The organism is Vibrio sinaloensis, from assembly GCF_023195835.1.
GTDB lineage: Bacteria > Pseudomonadota > Gammaproteobacteria > Enterobacterales > Vibrionaceae > Vibrio > Vibrio sinaloensis_C.
Genome location: NZ_CP096199.1, coordinates 1,700,134 through 1,717,112, shown reverse-complemented (window position 1 = coordinate 1,717,112; position 16,979 = coordinate 1,700,134). Strand labels below are relative to the sequence as shown.

The following is a 16,979-nucleotide window of genomic DNA, read 5'->3' as shown; positions in this document are numbered from 1 at the left end:
TAGCGTTTGCCGCTAGTTTGACAGATAAGCCTGCAAATCTTCGCTCGTTGGCAGGGCGGTCATTGCGCCTTTTTGTGTCGTAGCGAGGGCGCCACAAGCGTTGGCCCACTGTACCGCCGACTCAATCACCGCCATATCTGCCCAAGACTCTGATTGAGACAGTTTCGCTAGCAACCCGCCAACAAACGCATCGCCTGCGCCTGTTGTGTCTACCGGCTGGATAGCTTTGCCTGACAGTAACTGCTGTTGGTGATTGTGAACCACTAAGGCACCTTTCGCCCCTTGAGTCACTAAAACTAAAGTGTTGCTATACTGCTCAATCGCCGCAAGCCCTTGTTCAATCGAATCGCAATCGGTTAAAAAAGTCAGTTCATCATCAGAGAACTTAACCACATCAGCTAAGGCAATCGCTTGATGAACCACAGGTTTTAGCTCACTTGGATTGGCCCACACCTCGTCACGTAAGTTCGGGTCAAAGCTAACAAAACCACCTGCAGCTTTAATTTGGCGCATCGCTGACAGCGTGGCACTGCGGCTTGGTTCGTTAGCAAGAGCTATCGAGCAAACATGTAGCCATTGTCCTGCCTCAAAGCTGGGAATATCTGCTTCGCTAAAGAATTGGTCTGCACTGGGCTTCACCATAAAAGTAAAACTGCGCTCACCCTGGTCGTCGAGATCGACGATCACGGTAGAGGTTCTCTGCGCAGGGTCGAGTAGTAAATATTGAGTATCGACTTGCTCGTTATTGAGAGTTTGTCGCATAAACTGCCCTAGGGGATCGTCACCCACTCGACCAAAAAATCCAGTCTCACCACCCAATCGTGCAATCGCGACGGCGACATTGGCGGGCGCGCCACCTGGGCATTTTAAATATGTGGTCTCTGACTCTGGAATTAAGTCGACGACGGCATCTCCCGTGACCCAAACTTTGCTCATTTCAATACCTATCTCTGTGATTAGCTAAACAAGATAAGTATATAGCTAAAACGTTTTAGCTATCCACTTTAGCCTCGCAAATGTGCGGGAATTCGATCGTTTCTGTGATCTGTCACTTTGTTTGAACTTTTGCTTTCTGACTCACGCGTTATTTTTGTGTCCTAGCGTAGAATTCTGACGCGAGACGATTAAGATAACGGCATGATCACGGCGTAAAGTTTGGTCGTGCAAACGTTCTACAGGTAGTTCATGGCAGCTAAAAAAATGAGGCTGGCGGATATCGCTAAGTTAGCCGGTGTGTCTAAGTCCACAGTGAGTTTTGTGCTCAACGGTCACGCACAAAAACATCGTATTAACGAACAGACGGTAAAAAAGGTACAAGCGATTGCCGAGGCCAACAATTACTCGCCCAGCATTTACGCTCGCGCGTTAAAATCGAAGCAGACCTATACGGTTGGATTAGTGATTCCTGACTTGACCAACATGGGCTTTGCCACCATTGCTAAACATCTGGAGTCCCATTGTCGCCGGGTAGGGTATCAGTTGCTGATTGCCTCTTCAGATGATGATCTGCAGATGGAGCAGCAGGTCATTGAAGGATTGGTTGAACGACAGGTTGACTTTCTCTTCGTCGCGAGTGCTGCCAGTGATGACCAGTATTTACAACAGGTGGTGAAACATACGCCAGTGATACTGTTTGACCGAGTGATTGATGATACTGAGCTAATCAGTGTAAAAACCGATGCCGTTCAGGCCACACAGCAAGTGGTTGCCCGTTTAGCCGAGGGGCTTGATGAGTGCGTGTATATCGGCGGGCAATTGGAGTTATCGCCGAGTAAAGAGCGCTTGGCTGGTTATCGAGCGGCGTTGAATTCACTTGGAATACACTACCAACCTCAGTTGGTATTGAATAAAGATTATCAATCTGAATCTGGTTACCAGATGATGGCGGCTGTGATTGATGAGTTGGGCCGCCCGCCGAAAGCGCTATTCACGGCTTCATACACTCTGCTTGAGGGTGTGTTGAGGTACTTAACGGAGCATAACTTGCTGGCCAGCCCAATTCGTTTGGCTACGTTTGATAACTCCGATATTCTCGACTGTTTGCCAATTAAAGTGGACTCAATCGAGCAAGATTGTCCGCTGATCGCACAGGTCTTGTACGACACTGCTGCACAACTGCTTAGTTCGCCGAATCAATCTATTGCGCCTCAAATACTGAAGGCCAAGATTCACTGGCGTCGCCATTCAACTTGATACTTAGCTGTTGAAAACGCGTCAATGGAAGTTTGTCTGTCGATTGATACCAGTATGCAGGCATCGCATTGGCTAAGCCAGCTTGCTTGAGCGCTGTTAGCTCGTGCTTAGAGATGTTGGCATAGTGGAGTAGGCCATCAAGAATGCGTTGCAGCGAGCTTGGTGTTAGCTGCCCATCTCGCCAATAACGTTTGATTTCCCCGATTACCACTTGCAGCGGAACTATGGGCTCTAACACTCCGTCGCCCGAGCTTGTCACTTCTACCGAATGAGGAGTACGGCTGCGAGCGGCTTCCCAGTCTGGTTTGCCTTTGTGGGTCACGAAACCTTCTCGATAGCAGAAATAACTAAAAAAAAATCGCTCTAGCTGCGGCCAGCGCTGCGCGTTTATCTCAAGCAACATATGTTCAAGTTCGATGTCGAGGTCTGTCATGGGGCAAATAGTCACTAAAACGGTATCGAGAGCTGAGAGTATAAGAGCGTTATCACTTGGGCTTCAACTCGGAGTGGTTTGTAGAACGCTGAAAAGCATGGCTTCAACGAGTAGGGCTAATAATGCTTCATTTCTACTCTTAATTGAAGTTTTTATCAATCCACTCCCAAGCTCAGTAATCCTTATGATTACGGTGTAAACGGTCACGTATGCACTATAGTCTTTACAGGGATACAGTTTGAGGAAGGTTGCCTATGTTATCGGTCATCAACAAAAGTATTCGGGTTCGATTATCGCTGACAATCGGCCTTACAACCGTGTTGCTACTTATTGTCTATTTGGCTTTCGATGCGTTAGCCGTGAAGCTGAACAATGCTGTCGGTCACTATGGCCATCGCTATCTTCCTTCTATATCAGCCATCATTAATGCAGACAGAGATCTCTATCAGGCCTATGTGGCGCAACTGAAATATCAAGACTCTCCCGCCAAGGCGCTCAGAGAAGATTTTGAAGAGAATGCACAACAAGCGCTTGATAGAATGAATACCTACCGGGAGTTAATGAGCCAGTATTCAGAAGTGCAAGGCAAGTTATCGTCGTTCGATAGCCGCTTCAATAGCTGGAAGTCTGAATCGGATACCTTCTTTGCACTGGTCGACAGTGGTCAGCAGCAGCAAGCGATTTCTTTGCTGTCGGGGCCGGTAAGTGAAAAATTTGACGCGCTGAGGGATTTGTACGATATCGCTGGAGAATTTTTAGATACTCACGCGGTCGCGCAAATGAATGACCTTGACCAAGAGACCCGGCAAAGCGAGCGTTGGCTTCTTATACTGGTCGTCGTTTCTGTGTTCATAAGTGCTTTGGTGACCTATTTTGTCCCTAAAGCGACGGTTCAGGGCATCAATGAGCTTGTGCAACGCATCAAGGAAATCAGCAGTGGCGATGGCGATTTAACCCAAAGAATCAACTCGAAACGAGCCGACGAGCTGGGCAACTTAGCCAATCAGTTCGATGCTTTTATCATTCAGCTACAAGGTTTGATAAAAGCGATCAGTGACAGTGCGATTTCTCTTGGTGAGAACTCATCAAACTTGAAATCTACTTATGCCAATCGTCAAAAACTCAATGAACAACAGAGTCATAACTTGGAAATGGTCGCTAGCTCTGTTCATGAATTTAGTCACTCCATTCGAGATGTGGCGGAAAATGCGGCGACGACCTCGCAGGTGACGACGGACACGGTTGAGACAACGACAAACGGTGTAGACATTATTTTACAATCGGTCCAACACATCAACGCACTTTCCGACTCGATTGAAAACGCCAATCAATCCATCGCCAGTTTGGCTGAGGACTCTGACAATATCGCATCTGTGCTTGATGTTATCCGCAATATCGCTGAGCAAACTAACCTGCTGGCACTGAATGCGGCGATTGAGGCCGCGAGGGCGGGGGAGCATGGACGAGGCTTTGCTGTGGTCGCCGATGAAGTGCGCTCATTGGCAAGTAAAACCCAGAAGTCGACGGAAGAGATCCAAGACATGATTGATAAGCTTCAAGCAGGGGTGAAAAACGCAGTAGCATCGATTAAAGATGGCTCAGATAAAGTGCAGATGAATGTTGAGTTAACGACGTCGACTCAATCAATACTAGAAACAATTCAGGCATCGACTCAACATATCAATGACATGGCTACTCAGATTGCGACAGCGACTGAGCAGCAGAGCAGTACATCAGAAGAGATCAATTCAAATTTGATTGAACTCAACGATAACAACAAGAAAAGTCAGGAGATTTCTGAGCAGGTGTACCAGATCACCCAAGAACTGGACAAACGCACCAGTAAACTGGCCAGTGACGTCAAGCAATTCAAAGTTCTGTAGTGTGGCTGCTAGACTTCTATTGCATTGGAACTAGCAGTTAACTCGACTTTAAAATGCGCAGATGAAATAACTCAGCTTTCATCACGGTCACTTTGTTCTTGAGAGGGGTTATGATAGCCTCTGCTAACTTTGATTTTATGAGAGATAACAATGTCTTCTGATTACTACGGAACCAGCAAAGCGTATGCGCGAAAAGAATCGGATTATCGAGAAAAGGCGCTGAAGCTTTACCCTTGGGTGTGTGGGCGTTGCGCTCGTGAGTTTGTTTATTCCAATTTGCGAGAGCTTACCGTGCATCATATCGATCATGATCATACCAATAATCCAGAAGACGGCAGCAATTGGGAGCTATTATGCTTGTACTGTCATGATCATGAGCACAGCAAGTATCTAGAGCACGAACGTTACGGAAGCGAAGTTAAACCGGGTGAAGATGAGCACCAGAGCGCAACCTATAACCCCTTTGCCGACTTAGCCAATATGATGAAAAAATGATGATCACCTAGAGATTCAGTCAATGCCAAGCGCTTTAGATTTACCAAACCTCTGGGGCTGCTTGTATTCGAGCGAAAAGTAATAGCATTTTAATAAAGTAAGTAGTCGATATTAATGACATTCAAAATCAGGGTTGATCTAAGAACTCTTATTCTCATGTTATGTGTGGTGACATTGACGTTCACCATCGCGAATACATTTCAATCTGTGTATCAGGTGCAACGCGACCTGATGATGCGTAACACCTTAGAAGCGAACAGGGTCTACGCACAAAAAACCGCCGAGACAGCGGATGCTTTTCTTCGCCATGCGATGTTGCAGCTTAAGTACAGCGCCAACCATTTGAGTTCTATTGCCGACAAGGCGGGTCAAGTGGACATAGAAATTGAGCGCTTATTTCAGCAAAGTGACTCGTTCAACTCCACCTATTTTGTCAGTGAACAAGCGCAGATTCTCTCGATTTCATCGAACCAATCAAAGCTCAAATATCATACGCTTTCCAGCGAAGGCGCAACGGCACCCATCGCTAAGCAGCAGCCCATGATCACCGAGCCGCTTGTGTCTCCCGTTGGAAATTACATGATAAATATGACATACCCAGTGTTCAGTCCTGTGGGTGATTATCTTGGCTATGTCGGCGGGAGTATCTACCTAAATCAAGACAGCATTCTTAGTGAGTTGTTGGGTAAACACAATTATCGGTCAGGCTCCTACTTGTATGTGGTTGATCGCAGCAAAACGCTTATTTATCACCCCTTACCTGAGCGTATTGGTGAAGTGATCACCAATAACTTGGCTATCAATGCCGTCACCTCAGGGGAGAGTGGCGATATGGACATTGTTAACTCAAAAGGGGTGGCGATGCTTGCGGGCTTCTATCCGGTCTCTGAAGCAAGGTGGGGCGTGGTTGCTCAAACCTCAAAACAGAGTGTATTGGAAGAACTCGAGTCACAGATGTGGCAGGTAGTGGCTAAATCGGCCCCGTTAGGTGCAGCGACCCTAATCTTTATCTGGTTTGCCGCGTCTTATATCTCTAAACCGCTATCAAAACTAGCCAATGCCGTGCAGCATTATGATTCTCGTTCCCCAAAAGCTGCTGAGGCGTTAGACAAGATTCAACCGTGGTACTTTGAGGCGCATCAACTCAAGTCGCGACTTTCCGATACTTTTAGCGCCGTCAGTCGCACAGTACAAAAGCTCAATTCTGAAAGCTTAACTGATCCCATGACAGGGATGTCCAATCGGCGAGGGTTAACGCAAGCGATCAATGAGTTTTATCAAAGGCAGGTGCCTTTTACCGTGTTAGCGCTTGATATTGACCATTTTAAACAAGTCAACGATCAGTACGGCCACACCCAGGGTGATGCGTTGCTAAAGCAGGTGGCGGAGCTCATCAAACGTGAGGTGCGGCTACAAGATATGACATGTCGCTCTGGGGGTGAGGAGTTCATTGTTTTCCTTTCGGGGGTGGATGTGGAGCGAGCGAGGATAATTGCTGAGCGGATTCGCTTGGCGGTTGAGTCACACAGCTTTGCTGGCTTAGGACAAATCACCATTTCAATCGGCATTGCTCAGTGGCAGAGTCAAGAGGTGGCGGTAGGAAAAATCATCAAAGAAGCCGATGATGCGCTCTACCGCGCCAAACGGAACGGTAGAAATCGCACAGAAGTGTACTGCTAACAATCAGCCACAAGGTTAACTTGTGGCTACCTCCAGCATGCTCAGGCTGCGCTGTTTGTTGATGGCGAACAACAGTTGTACTAACAATAGTATGCCCGTTACCCCCAGGCCGATTCCGATCCCGCCCCAGATCCCAGCCAGCTCAAAATGAGGCATTAGCCACCACGCAGCAGGCAGGCCAAACATCCAGTAGCCAATCGCCGTCATCAAGGTAGGACCGACCACGATTTTCATCCCGCGTAGTAGGTTAATCGCCAATAGCTGCCAGGCATCAACCACAAAGGATAAAGCCACAACCCAGAGCACTGCCGTTAGTAGCTGAGTCAACTCTCCATCGAGATTAAACATGCCTGCGATGAAATCCGGCCATAGGATAAAGCCCCCTGCTAACAATAGACTGAGAAGTGTGGTGAGTGCGAAGCTGCGCACGGCAGTACGCTTGATCCCTTGATAGTTCTCAGCCCCAAAGTCTTGTCCAACCAAAATCGCGGCCGCCTGAGAGAAACCGAAGTTAATGTTCCAGGTAAAGCTCAAGCATTGCAGCAGGATCTGATGCAGCGCTAGCGCGGCGATACTGATCGTTCCTGCCATCAAGGTGCCGCCATAAATCAGCCCGTGCTCTAACAGAGCCGCAAGGGCGATAGGCAGACCCATAGCCAGCAATGGTGTCAGTAGTGACAGCGAATACTCATGGCGATTTAACCAAGGGGCGAAGGGAGCATACTCTGGGCGTCTGAACACCCAAACGCCATAGCCGAGCATCACGACAAAGGCGGCCAACGCGGTCCCGGCGCCTAAGCCTGCCAAACCAAAACCAAAGGTGAATGCCAATAAATAGCTGATTGGTACATTAAGGATCACCGTAAGCAACGACATAACCATAATCGATCGGACATTGCCAAATGCGCTGGTTAAACCGCGCAGAACCAGTAGCAACAGAGAAGGAAGCATCGCCCACTTCAACGTATCAACGTAATGCATTGCCTGCGAAGCAAGCTCTGGTGGCTGATTGGCTAACGTGAGTAGCTGGGGAACAAAGGCAAAGCTCAGGGTTAAAACTACGCTCAGTACCAAGGACAACAGAACAGCGCCTTTGACCGCCAAACGAACTTGCTGATTGCCGAATTCTGGCCGAGCCACACGCTGACCATAAGCAATAGCAATGAGGTTTGCGACACAGCCTACCGTACTCCCTGCGACGATAAAGACGAAAGAGTATACCGACGCACCTAATCCACCCGCTGCAATGGCCGAGACACTCAGTCTCGACATCATCCATACATCGGTTAGAACCAGTGCCATTGATATCATTTGCGAAATAATCAGTGGAATCGCCAGTGTTAGTATGTTGCGCATGTTATTCCTCGTGATCGTTATCACACTAAGGTAAGGGTTATTACACTGGCGTTCAAATGACATTTATGCCAATCTGCTATGACTTCAAGTTATGGGAGGTGATATGACGCCCTATAGCAATCTACCTTATTCACACAACAGTCTTAAAGTGTTTGAAGCGGTCGCTCGACTACTGAGTTTTACCAAAGCGGCTGATGAGTTGAACGTTACTCAGAGCGCTGTAAGTCGGCAAATTAAGCAGTTGGAGCAAGAGTGCCAAGTGACCTTGCTCGTGCGCAAACACCGCACCGTCGAACTGACCGAGCAAGGACGGGACCTGTTCGATGTGTTGCGGCAAAACTACCATAACTTAAACTCATTAATTGGCCAGTGGAAAGCGCCGACTAAGAATCGTATTGTGATAAAGAGTGCGCTGAGTTACGCCACTCGTGTTTTGCTGCCCAAAGTCGCTCAGCTCAACGAGAAATATCCCGATCACGAAATCGTGATCATTCCTTCCATAGAGGAAGATCCGATTTTGGAACAGGAGGATTGCGATCTACTGATTATTAACTCACGTAAACACGAGCGTTATATCAATAAACCAGGCGTCAGTTTTTTACGGGCTGAGTATATGGCGCCCGTCTACTCTGAGCTAATGTCTGCGAGTCGAATTCAAATCCAAGATGTGCTCAATTTGCCTCATCTACACGCTACGCTAGACCATCAAGACTGGAAGTTATGGTTGGCCAATACCGCCTTGAGAGGCCCAAAACGCGGCCGAGATACGGTGTTTTTTAGTCTCGATCTCGCGTTGAGTGCGTGCTTGTCTGGACAAGGGGTGACGGTGACTGACTTATTGTTGGTGTTGCCGGAGCTGGAGCGCCAATTTCTTAAGTGCCCTGAAGGGATTGCCTTACAGCACAGTGATTGGCACTACTACTGCTATCAACGTAGTCATACGCCGATGATCAATGACATTAAGCAGTGGTTGGAGAATCAAACTCACGCTGATCGAACGCAGCTACAACGACTGTGCGACAAGTTTGGATGGAGTGTCGCCGACGTGGTGTTTTAGTTCGCTAGCATTCTGGTAAAAGGCAAGGCTTGGTGCCTTTAATTTCTGTTAGTTGGCTCCAATCGATTGCATTATCCTCGCGTACTCTGATTTTAGGTTGGCGAGAAACTTATTAATATTACTTTCGTTTTGGTGTGACGGCAGAATAATGCTATCAATCGTCCACGGCTCTGCTACTAATCCATTGATAGATATTTTAGCTATACAATCGTTGTCTAACGTGGCGAAAGTAAAGCTAGGAATTCTTGCCCATCCCATCCCCAACTCAACCATTTGAAGAAGCGTATCCCTGTCATTTGTGAATATTATTTCTCGACTGAGATTGTGCCATTTTTCATCTGCACTATCTTTAAGCGATGCATAGCTGATTTGTGTAATACGATGTAGTTCCCGGCGAGTCATGTCTTTTTTGAATTGTTTGTGATTAATTGACATAACATTGACGATGTCAAAAATAAGCACATTCTGAATGATAGTTTTGGTGAATGAGTTGGTGCTGCCTGCGACAGAAAGTGCTAAATCCGCTCGTCCGTTTATCACCCAGTTCACAACATCTATAGGTTCACCAGTTAGAATGCTGAAGTCGAGAATCTCTTTATTGTTATAAAGTGGTTGTATCGCCTGAGCCAGAGGTAAAGATTTAATACTATTGTCACAGGCAATAGTTAACGACCCTTTAGTGTTATTCAATAGAGATTTGGCTTTATTTTCTAGGCGGTACTTATCTTCAACTAAGGTAAGTGTATAGTCATATAACTCGTGCCCAGCCTTGGTTAAGGCCAGCTTTCTTACACTTCTGGTAAATAGTTCTAACCCAAGTTCGAGCTCTAAATTTTTCACCAAATCTGCCACTGTGGACGGATGCTTATTAAGTATCTGTGCGGCGCGTTTAAAACTCAATTCATCTGCTGAATGAACAAATGCCGTCGCTTGGTCAATCGATATGTTCACTTATTTCTCCAGCCAAAGATTTGTCATCGCAATGTCATGGCACAAGTATAAACGGAGTAAGTCCGCTTATTGGAATTTTTTTTGAAATGCACACTAAGTTACTTTTCGAGTCGCGACGGAGGCCAGCTGAATGATTACTCAGAATTGCCTCTTACTTTTCATCTTTGTACATGAAGAACAAATTGATGAGCCAAGGTGGCCAACACTGAGATAAGTAACATGAAAAAACGAACTATTGCTTTGTCACTGTTAGTGATGCTTTCAACTGGAACAGTATTTGCGTCAGGACTAGAAACTAGAACCGATGGAAATACTCGCACTCCAGTTGAGCTGAACAAAACGGAGCAAGATCAAGTAAACAAAGAACAAAATCACCGTATCAATCGGAACGAAGGTAATATCACGAACAACAAAACTGAAATTGATGCCACTAAAGGCCGTGTAGATGAGTTGGAGAAAGGCTCTAAGGTTGCTGACCAAGAGCGTGCAGGCAATCGTCGAGACATCGACAACAATGGTCAGAATATTGAAGACAACCGTAAAGCAATTGAGCAGAACAAAACGGCGCAAGATCAAGTAAACAAAGAACAGAATCACCGTATCAATCGGAACGAAGGCAATATCACGAACAACAAAACTGAAATTGATGCCACTAAAGGCCGTGTAGATGAGTTGGAGAAAGGCTCAAAGGTTGCTGACCAAGAACGTGCAGGCAATCGTCGAGACATCGACAAAAATGGTCAGAATATTGAAGACAACCGTAAAGCAATTGAGCAGAACAAAACGGCGCAAGATCAAGTAAACAAAGAACAGAATCACCGTATCAATCGGAACGAAGGCAATATCACGAACAACAAAACTGAAATTGATGCCACTAAAGGCCGTGTAGATGAGTTGGAGAAAGGCTCTAAGGTTGCTGACCAAGAACGTGCAGGTAATCGTCGAGACATCGACAATAACAAAGATGCGATCAAGCGTATTGATAGTGAAAACCAAGCCGCGGAAAGAGTTATTGTGGAAGCGTCTGCTGAACAAGAACAATTCAATGGCGCCATTGAACGAGCTGCTGGTCAGCAAGAAATTTTCAACAAAAATGTAGAGGCATATGCCGTAAGTAATAACGCACGTATTGATAGCCTTGAGCAGAGCTTCAACCAACAAGCGCAACGCATCAACGAAAACGAAGGCAAAATGTCGAATGGTATCGCAGGCGTTGCCGCTATGGCTAACTTACCTCTAGTACCGGGCAGAACAACAGTTGGTGCAGCCATGGGCCACTTCAATGGATCAAATGCACTTGCTATCGGTGTAACTTCATCGTTCGGAGAGAACAACCAGTGGTCTCTCAAAGCGAGTGGCTCTTACGCACAAGGGAAACATAATCAAAAAGACTTTGTTGCTGGTGCAGGCATTGGCTACAGCTTTTAAATCATCCACAAAGTGAAAAGAGCAATTAGTGGCTTTGGCAAGAATGTCTCCAAGTGCTTTTTGAAAATGGTCAGGTATTGTTTTTTTGCTTTTAGAGAGAAATGGCCTAGCTATTTGGTTAGGTCATTTTTATAGGAACCAGTGTTACTGTTGATAGAAACTCCACAGGGAAAATTGAGTAACGGCATACGGCAGTTAAAGGGGGGTTCTGCTGAAAGATTAAATCGTAAATTATTGGAGAGATTATCTGCTTTAAGGGAGGTATAAAGCTGCCTTGGTCATTAGTGCTGAAGAATACCAATAGGGAAGTTGTCACGTAATCATTGTTTAAGAAGAAGATACTCAAGTGTGTTTGGCAGTTAGTCAAACACTTGCACTATTTGATAGCGAACAACTAAGTATACCTAGATAGAAATATCAGGATTTTTTACTATTTGGCCTATGCAAACCGTTTTGGGATAATCTAAAGCAATATGTGATTTGAGGCAATGAAGACTTCATCAACGGGCTTGTAGAAAGTTGAAACGTGGTTGAGGGTGATATTGAAGGAATCCTTGTAGCGCAGTGGTTGGAGAGTCAAACTCACGCTGATCGAACGCAGCTACAACGACTGTGCGACAAGTTTGGATGGAGTGTCGCCGACGTGGTGTTTTAGTTCGCTATCATCGAAAACGCTTTAAAGTGCTAAGGGTCAACTCGTGATGAGTTGACTCAAGCTCTGGCTACAGATATAGCGCCAATGCTAACTTAGCAAAGACTTTAACCAATGCCTCAGTTGAGCGTGGCGTTCGGTTTGAGCAAAGTCTGGTGTACTGACTAACCAATAGCTGGCGTCTGTCTTGACCTTCGGGCCGACACAAGAAAGAAACCCTGACTTAAGATCTTCTTCAATCAGCAAGGTGCGACCCAGCCCAATGCCTAACCCGTTAATCGCGGCTTGGAGCATAAGGTCGGCGCGGTCAAAAAACACCTGCTCAGGTGAGTGTTTGGTGCCTAAATTTATTTGTTCGAAATAGTGACCCCAGTAGAACTGAGTTCCGTCGCGTTCACCTCGTCGATCTGAAAGCAACGCAAAGTGGCTAAAGATCTCTTCGCTCTGGGCGCTAGGTTGCTCAATTAGACGTGGGCTGATGACAGGCTGCATCTGACTATGACACAAATGAACTGTATGTAAGCCGGGATAAGGCCCAGTACCAAACCGGATTGCGGCATCGATGTTTCCGAGCGAAAAGTCGCTGTGCTGATCTTCAACATTAAGCGCTATCGATAGGCCAAATTGTGCACAACTGCTAAGTTGTGGGATCAGCCATTTCATTGCTAATGAAGAAGATACCGATAGGCGAATTTGCTCTTGTGCATCTAAGCGTGTGAGCTGCTCAAGAGCCTTAGGCCAAATCGCGACTGCTTGCTGGGCTGCATCACACACGATTTTTCCAGCTGGCGTTAACCGCAACTCACGAGTCGTACGCTCAAACAGGCGCAGTCCAAGTGTTTGCTCGAGCGTACGTATTCGATGGCTCACCGCAGATTGCTGTATCCCCAGTTGTTCGGCCGCGCGAGTAAAGCTCAGCTCACGCGCGATCGCAGCCAACATGGGCGCTGCTTGTGTGAGTCGATTAAGTTGGCTCTCATTCATGAATTAAACTCATTTGTATATGAGTGGATAATGATAGTTTGATCTCTTTATTATTGGCAAGTGGCAACTAAACAAGGAATAGTAGAGATGAAAAATAATCATTTAATTGTCGATGTCAACGTGGTGAATGGGTTTGTCGCACACAACCAAGGCGGTAACCCGGCAGGGGTGGTGCTCAACGCCGATCAATACAGCGAACAGCAGATGTTATCGATCGCAGCAAAGGTCGGGTTGTCTGAGACCGCCTTTGTTTCTTCATCGTTAAGTGAAGGGTTCAAACTCGATTTCTTTACGCCCAATCGTCGCATTGCGCATTGCGGCCACGCGACGATAGCTGCGTTTTCCTATCTTGCTTCGAAAGGCTTAGTCGAAGATGGCGAGACCAGTAAGGAGACGGTCGACGGACCGCGTAAAGTCATAGTCAAGCAAGGGGCCGCTTACATGGAACAACTTGCCCCAAGCTACTCGTTTGCCAATGAATGGCAGGTACAAGGTGTATCTGATCAGGATGTATTACGCGCCTTAAACCTGACCTGCGATGATTTGCTATCCGAAGCCCCAATGGCAAAAGTGAACACCGGCAACAGTTTTATCGTGGTTGCCGTGGATAGCGCTGAGGCTTTAGCTTCTATTGAACCAGATTTTGCCCAAATCGAGCAGATCAGTCATCAATTAGACTTGGTGGGGGTTTATGTCTTTACTCCAGATATCACCTATGCTGATGCGACAACACGTATGTTCGCTCCACGTTTCGCCATCGAGGAAGAGGCTGCAACAGGTATGGCGGCAGGACCGCTCGCTTGTTACCTGTTTGATGTGCTCAAGCTAAAAAAATCCAAGTTGGATATTCGTCAAGGTGAGCACATGCAGCCTGCTTCACCAAGTATTATCAACGTCGAGTTGACCCTTAAGAACGGCGAAATAACTGGTTTGATGGCTGGTGGCTATGGCAAAGTGATGGAACGACGCCAGGTAGAACTGTTGGAGTAATTAAGGAGAAGATATGCTCAAGCGCAGCAAAACAGGGTTAGTGATTGTCGATGTTCAGGGCAAGCTGGCACGCTTAGTCGAAGATAGTGAGCAGGTGATTGCTAACTGCGCTAACTTGATTCAGGGAGCTAAGCACTTGTCACTGCCGATAGTTTGGTTGGAGCAAAATCCAGACAAACTCGGGAATACGGACCAAAGATTGACTCAACACCTTGACGGTTACTCGCCGATTAAAAAGTTCGCGTTTAACGCTGGTGCTGAGCCTGAATTTGTTCAAACGGTTAAAAGTATCGAGGTTGAGACCTGGCTGGTGTGTGGTGTTGAAGCGCATATCTGTGTGTATCAAACGGCGCTTGGCCTGCGTGAACTGGGCTATCGAGTAGAAGTGGTACAAGATTGTGTGTCGTCACGCTCACTCCATCACAAACAGTGGGCGTTGGATAAGCTAGCGCAGTTAGGCGTATTGTCGACCTGTGTTGAAATGGCGTTGTATGAGTTGGTGGAGGATTGCCGCGATCCCGCGTTTAAGCCAATCCTCCGACTTATCAAGTAAACCACGCTTTTATGCGAAAACCGCAACTATTGGCTGATTGGACTCGCCACTTTTTGCAGATTTGCGTTGATACTTTGATCGCCTTTCAACCTTTGCCACAAGGTGGCTAGCTGGGCAAAACTACGCTCGCTCGGGTAGCGCTCTGGGGCCTCAAGCAACTGCCATTCGCCCTGTTGATCCTTGCGGGCGAACACAAACTCAAACGCTAAGTTGTTGGCCATACCTAAGCGAAGATCCGAGACAATCAATTGCCCTTGCTGCTCTTTAACGTCGAGGTATTGATGAGAAAAGGCTCTAAGGCCGACTAAGGTTTCGGGCTCTTCCTCAAGAGGCCAGTGACCGACAGGTCGACTGACAAACTCTATGTTAGGATCGCGGTCAAGCAGCGACACCAAGCCTTCCCAATATTGGTTATCTCCCATTACCACAACGCGCCACAACACAGTATTAAATGGTGTCGGCGTGATCAGTATCTTTTGGCTGGGCAGGTTTTGAGTGGCGAGGTTACTCTCGACCTGCTTGGCGACCACTTGTTGTGCGCCATAGCCCCAACCTAAGTAGAGGGTCGAAATCAGCACCATGGTTTGGCACCATCGACCGGCATGGTGCCTCGATAGCAAAGCAACGATCAAAGCGGCCAGTAGGGGGAGGGTATAAAGCGGATCAATAATGAAGATATTGCTCACTTCAAAGTACCCTTCAATTGGCCACAGCAGCTGGGTGCCGTAAGTGGTCATTGCATCGAGTAAAGGATGGGTAATCAATACCCCAGCGATAAGTGCAAACACCCGTCTAAAAGACCAGTAGTGGTCGGGGCGAAGCTTGCAGTACAGCCACGAAAGTAGCAGTGCAAAGGGTGGCAGCACCAGTAGAGAGTGACTAAAGCCTCGATGCTTTATGGTGTTGCTCACCGCGTCGCCATAATCGAGCACAACGTCTAAGTCGGGCAGCGTACCAAGCGCAGCGCCTGTTAACAGTACTTTGGCATTACAATTTTTGCCCGCAATCGCACCTGCGATGGTCGCGCCGAGTGCGGCTTGAGTCACTGAGTCCATATCGTTCCATATTGATGGGCTTAAGTATCAGTTTAACGTCACGGTGGTACCTGTGACCACTGTTAACCCGTATTCGTTTTTACTCTACAAAGCAACAGTGCGATCATTTCAGCCCTGAGAGACGAGAATTAGTCCGAATAGGTGAGTTATTTGACCTCTGTCTAATGTTAATCTGAATTTAAGCGATATGCTTATCAGTATGAAAGTTCAGTCAGAGGTGGTGGGATGGACTTAAAGCAGCGGTATTATACGGTTCTCGATGCTCTGCCCGATTACGTGTTCGTCTTCTCGAAATCTGGGGTTTACTTGGATGTGTTTGGTGGCGAAGAGAGCGCCACCGGCTTTGACTGCAAGCCTTTCATTGGTCGTTCTTTGTATGATGTCGCCCCACCTGATATGGCCAAACAATTCCATCACTACATTCAAGCCGCACTGGATAGCAATCAAACCCAAGTGGTGCGCTATAAGTTTGATATCGATAATATGATTGAATTGCCAGAGGGGATGGCCATTGTCGATGAACTTTGGTTTGAAGGCGTGATTAAACCTCTGCCTTTACAGCAAAGTGGCGAGCGTACAGTGGTCTGGACCGCGAAAAATATCACTGAAAGACATTTGCTTGAGCAGCGGCTAAAAAAGCTCTCTGAGAAAGATGATTTAACCGGCATATCAAATCGACGCGTATTCACAGAGTCACTCATTACGGCGCTAGACAACTTTCGCGAGGGCGGCCGTCATTTCTCGGTACTGATGATCGACATTGATCGCTTTAAAGCGGTTAACGATACCATGGGGCATAATGTTGGCGATGAGGCGATTCGAATGGTCGCCCAGCGGCTATTTGGCCAACTCAAACATAGTGATGGTTTTGGACGGATTGGCGGTGAAGAATTTGCTGCAATTTTGTTTGATATCGATACCCAAACAGCACGGCTGGTGGCAGAAAAGCTACGATTGAGCCTGGCCGACAGCCCGTTGAAAATCGAACAGTATCGCGTCCCACTCACGGTTAGCATCGGCGTGACAGAAGTCACCCCTGACGACACTGACATCAAAAGTATCCTCTCAAGAGCGGACGAAGCTATGTACCGCTCCAAGAGATTGGGTCGCGATCGGGTGACTTGTGGTTAAACTAAGTGGTTTGGTGGTTGAAGCCGAAAGCGAGATCGAATCTTCATCTATTAAGCAGAGATAATGGAATAGAGACGTCACTCCATGTGCTCCGAGAAGAGCAGCGGACTAAGATCACGTTTAATGTGAGCTTGGTTA

At 47.0% G+C, this 16,979-nt stretch carries 15 protein-coding genes; 9 read left to right on the top strand and 6 right to left on the bottom strand.

The annotated features are described in order from the left end of the window. Nucleotides 1-12: 12 nt before the first annotated feature. The gene (locus MTO69_RS07770; RefSeq protein WP_248328070.1) at nt 13-936 is read right to left on the bottom strand and encodes an aminoimidazole riboside kinase; all 924 of its coding nucleotides are present in this window, start codon (nt 934-936) and stop codon (nt 13-15) included. A 249-nt stretch (nt 937-1,185) separates the two neighbouring features. Here MTO69_RS07770 and MTO69_RS07765 point away from each other — a divergent pair, with 249 nt between their 5' ends. Next, nucleotides 1,186-2,193, top strand: coding sequence for a substrate-binding domain-containing protein (locus MTO69_RS07765; RefSeq protein ID WP_248328068.1), 1,008 nt, complete (start codon nt 1,186-1,188; stop codon nt 2,191-2,193). Here MTO69_RS07765 and MTO69_RS07760 read toward each other — a convergent pair. After that, nucleotides 2,138-2,626 carry a hypothetical protein gene (locus MTO69_RS07760; RefSeq protein ID WP_248328066.1) on the bottom strand — a complete coding sequence of 163 codons (489 nt, stop codon included), beginning with the start codon at nt 2,624-2,626 and terminating at the stop codon, nt 2,138-2,140. The genes MTO69_RS07765 and MTO69_RS07760 overlap by 56 nt on opposite strands. 254 nt (nt 2,627-2,880) lie before the next feature. Between MTO69_RS07760 and MTO69_RS07755 the strand changes: the two genes are divergently transcribed. The 3 genes from MTO69_RS07755 to MTO69_RS07745 all read left to right on the top strand — a co-directional run bounded on the left by MTO69_RS07755 (nt 2,881) and on the right by MTO69_RS07745 (nt 6,684). Further along, nucleotides 2,881-4,509 carry a methyl-accepting chemotaxis protein gene (locus MTO69_RS07755; protein ID WP_248328064.1) on the top strand — a complete coding sequence of 543 codons (1,629 nt, stop codon included), beginning with the start codon at nt 2,881-2,883 and terminating at the stop codon, nt 4,507-4,509. A gap of 150 nt (nt 4,510-4,659) precedes the next feature. Beyond that, nucleotides 4,660-5,004, top strand: coding sequence for a YajD family HNH nuclease (locus MTO69_RS07750; protein ID WP_248328062.1), 345 nt, complete (start codon nt 4,660-4,662; stop codon nt 5,002-5,004). 114 nt (nt 5,005-5,118) lie between these two features. Further along, nucleotides 5,119-6,684, top strand: coding sequence for a sensor domain-containing diguanylate cyclase (locus MTO69_RS07745; protein ID WP_248328060.1), 1,566 nt, complete (start codon nt 5,119-5,121; stop codon nt 6,682-6,684). 15 nt (nt 6,685-6,699) lie between these two features. Here the strand turns inward: MTO69_RS07745 and MTO69_RS07740 are convergent, their stop codons facing one another. After that, entirely contained in the window at nt 6,700-8,040 is a 1,341-nt protein-coding gene (locus tag MTO69_RS07740) for an MATE family efflux transporter (protein ID WP_248328058.1), read from the bottom strand. Nucleotides 8,041-8,143: 103 nt separating this feature from the next. On the opposite strand from MTO69_RS07740, the gene MTO69_RS07735 reads away from it, so the two are divergent. Continuing rightward, nucleotides 8,144-9,097: a LysR family transcriptional regulator gene (locus MTO69_RS07735; RefSeq protein WP_248328056.1), complete on the top strand. Its 954-nt coding sequence runs from the start codon at nt 8,144-8,146 to the stop codon at nt 9,095-9,097. Between the two features lie 48 nt (nt 9,098-9,145). Here the strand turns inward: MTO69_RS07735 and MTO69_RS07730 are convergent, their stop codons facing one another. After that, nucleotides 9,146-10,048: a LysR family transcriptional regulator gene (locus MTO69_RS07730; protein WP_248328054.1), complete on the bottom strand. Its 903-nt coding sequence runs from the start codon at nt 10,046-10,048 to the stop codon at nt 9,146-9,148. Nucleotides 10,049-10,267: 219 nt separating this feature from the next. On the opposite strand from MTO69_RS07730, the gene MTO69_RS07725 reads away from it, so the two are divergent. Beyond that, nucleotides 10,268-11,476 carry a YadA C-terminal domain-containing protein gene (locus MTO69_RS07725; protein ID WP_248328052.1) on the top strand — a complete coding sequence of 403 codons (1,209 nt, stop codon included), beginning with the start codon at nt 10,268-10,270 and terminating at the stop codon, nt 11,474-11,476. A gap of 742 nt (nt 11,477-12,218) precedes the next feature. On the opposite strand, the gene MTO69_RS07720 is transcribed toward MTO69_RS07725, so the two are convergent. Then, nucleotides 12,219-13,112, bottom strand: a complete 894-nt coding sequence (locus MTO69_RS07720; RefSeq protein WP_248328050.1) for a LysR family transcriptional regulator — start codon at nt 13,110-13,112, stop codon at nt 12,219-12,221. Between the two features lie 87 nt (nt 13,113-13,199). Here MTO69_RS07720 and MTO69_RS07715 point away from each other — a divergent pair, with 87 nt between their 5' ends. Beyond that, nucleotides 13,200-14,102, top strand: a complete 903-nt coding sequence (locus MTO69_RS07715; RefSeq protein ID WP_248328048.1) for a PhzF family phenazine biosynthesis protein — start codon at nt 13,200-13,202, stop codon at nt 14,100-14,102. Between the two features lie 13 nt (nt 14,103-14,115). Beyond that, nucleotides 14,116-14,655, top strand: a complete 540-nt coding sequence (locus MTO69_RS07710; RefSeq protein WP_248328046.1) for an isochorismatase family protein — start codon at nt 14,116-14,118, stop codon at nt 14,653-14,655. A 26-nt stretch (nt 14,656-14,681) separates the two neighbouring features. Here the strand turns inward: MTO69_RS07710 and MTO69_RS07705 are convergent, their stop codons facing one another. After that, on the bottom strand, nt 14,682-15,710 hold the full coding sequence (locus MTO69_RS07705) for a metal-dependent hydrolase (RefSeq protein ID WP_248328044.1): 1,029 nt from the start codon (nt 15,708-15,710) through the stop codon (nt 14,682-14,684). Nucleotides 15,711-15,935: 225 nt separating this feature from the next. On the opposite strand from MTO69_RS07705, the gene MTO69_RS07700 reads away from it, so the two are divergent. Then, complete coding sequence (locus MTO69_RS07700; RefSeq protein WP_248328042.1) at nt 15,936-16,841, top strand: sensor domain-containing diguanylate cyclase; 906 nt, start codon at nt 15,936-15,938, stop codon at nt 16,839-16,841. The last annotated feature ends 138 nt before the right edge of the window (nt 16,842-16,979 follow it).

Bases quoted from the DNA above. Each gene is read 5' to 3' on its own strand.
- MTO69_RS07770 (WP_248328070.1), bottom strand. From the start codon at position 936: ATGAGCAAAGTTTGGGTCACGGGAGATGCCGTCGTCGACTTAATTCCA.
- MTO69_RS07765 (WP_248328068.1), top strand. From the start codon at position 1,186: ATGGCAGCTAAAAAAATGAGGCTGGCGGATATCGCTAAGTTAGCCGGT.
- MTO69_RS07760 (WP_248328066.1), bottom strand. From the start codon at position 2,626: ATGACAGACCTCGACATCGAACTTGAACATATGTTGCTTGAGATAAAC.
- MTO69_RS07755 (WP_248328064.1), top strand. From the start codon at position 2,881: ATGTTATCGGTCATCAACAAAAGTATTCGGGTTCGATTATCGCTGACA.
- MTO69_RS07750 (WP_248328062.1), top strand. From the start codon at position 4,660: ATGTCTTCTGATTACTACGGAACCAGCAAAGCGTATGCGCGAAAAGAA.
- MTO69_RS07745 (WP_248328060.1), top strand. From the start codon at position 5,119: ATGACATTCAAAATCAGGGTTGATCTAAGAACTCTTATTCTCATGTTA.
- MTO69_RS07740 (WP_248328058.1), bottom strand. From the start codon at position 8,040: ATGCGCAACATACTAACACTGGCGATTCCACTGATTATTTCGCAAATG.
- MTO69_RS07735 (WP_248328056.1), top strand. From the start codon at position 8,144: ATGACGCCCTATAGCAATCTACCTTATTCACACAACAGTCTTAAAGTG.
- MTO69_RS07725 (WP_248328052.1), top strand. From the start codon at position 10,268: ATGAAAAAACGAACTATTGCTTTGTCACTGTTAGTGATGCTTTCAACT.
- MTO69_RS07720 (WP_248328050.1), bottom strand. From the start codon at position 13,112: ATGAATGAGAGCCAACTTAATCGACTCACACAAGCAGCGCCCATGTTG.
- MTO69_RS07715 (WP_248328048.1), top strand. From the start codon at position 13,200: ATGAAAAATAATCATTTAATTGTCGATGTCAACGTGGTGAATGGGTTT.
- MTO69_RS07710 (WP_248328046.1), top strand. From the start codon at position 14,116: ATGCTCAAGCGCAGCAAAACAGGGTTAGTGATTGTCGATGTTCAGGGC.
- MTO69_RS07705 (WP_248328044.1), bottom strand. From the start codon at position 15,710: ATGGACTCAGTGACTCAAGCCGCACTCGGCGCGACCATCGCAGGTGCG.
- MTO69_RS07700 (WP_248328042.1), top strand. From the start codon at position 15,936: ATGGACTTAAAGCAGCGGTATTATACGGTTCTCGATGCTCTGCCCGAT.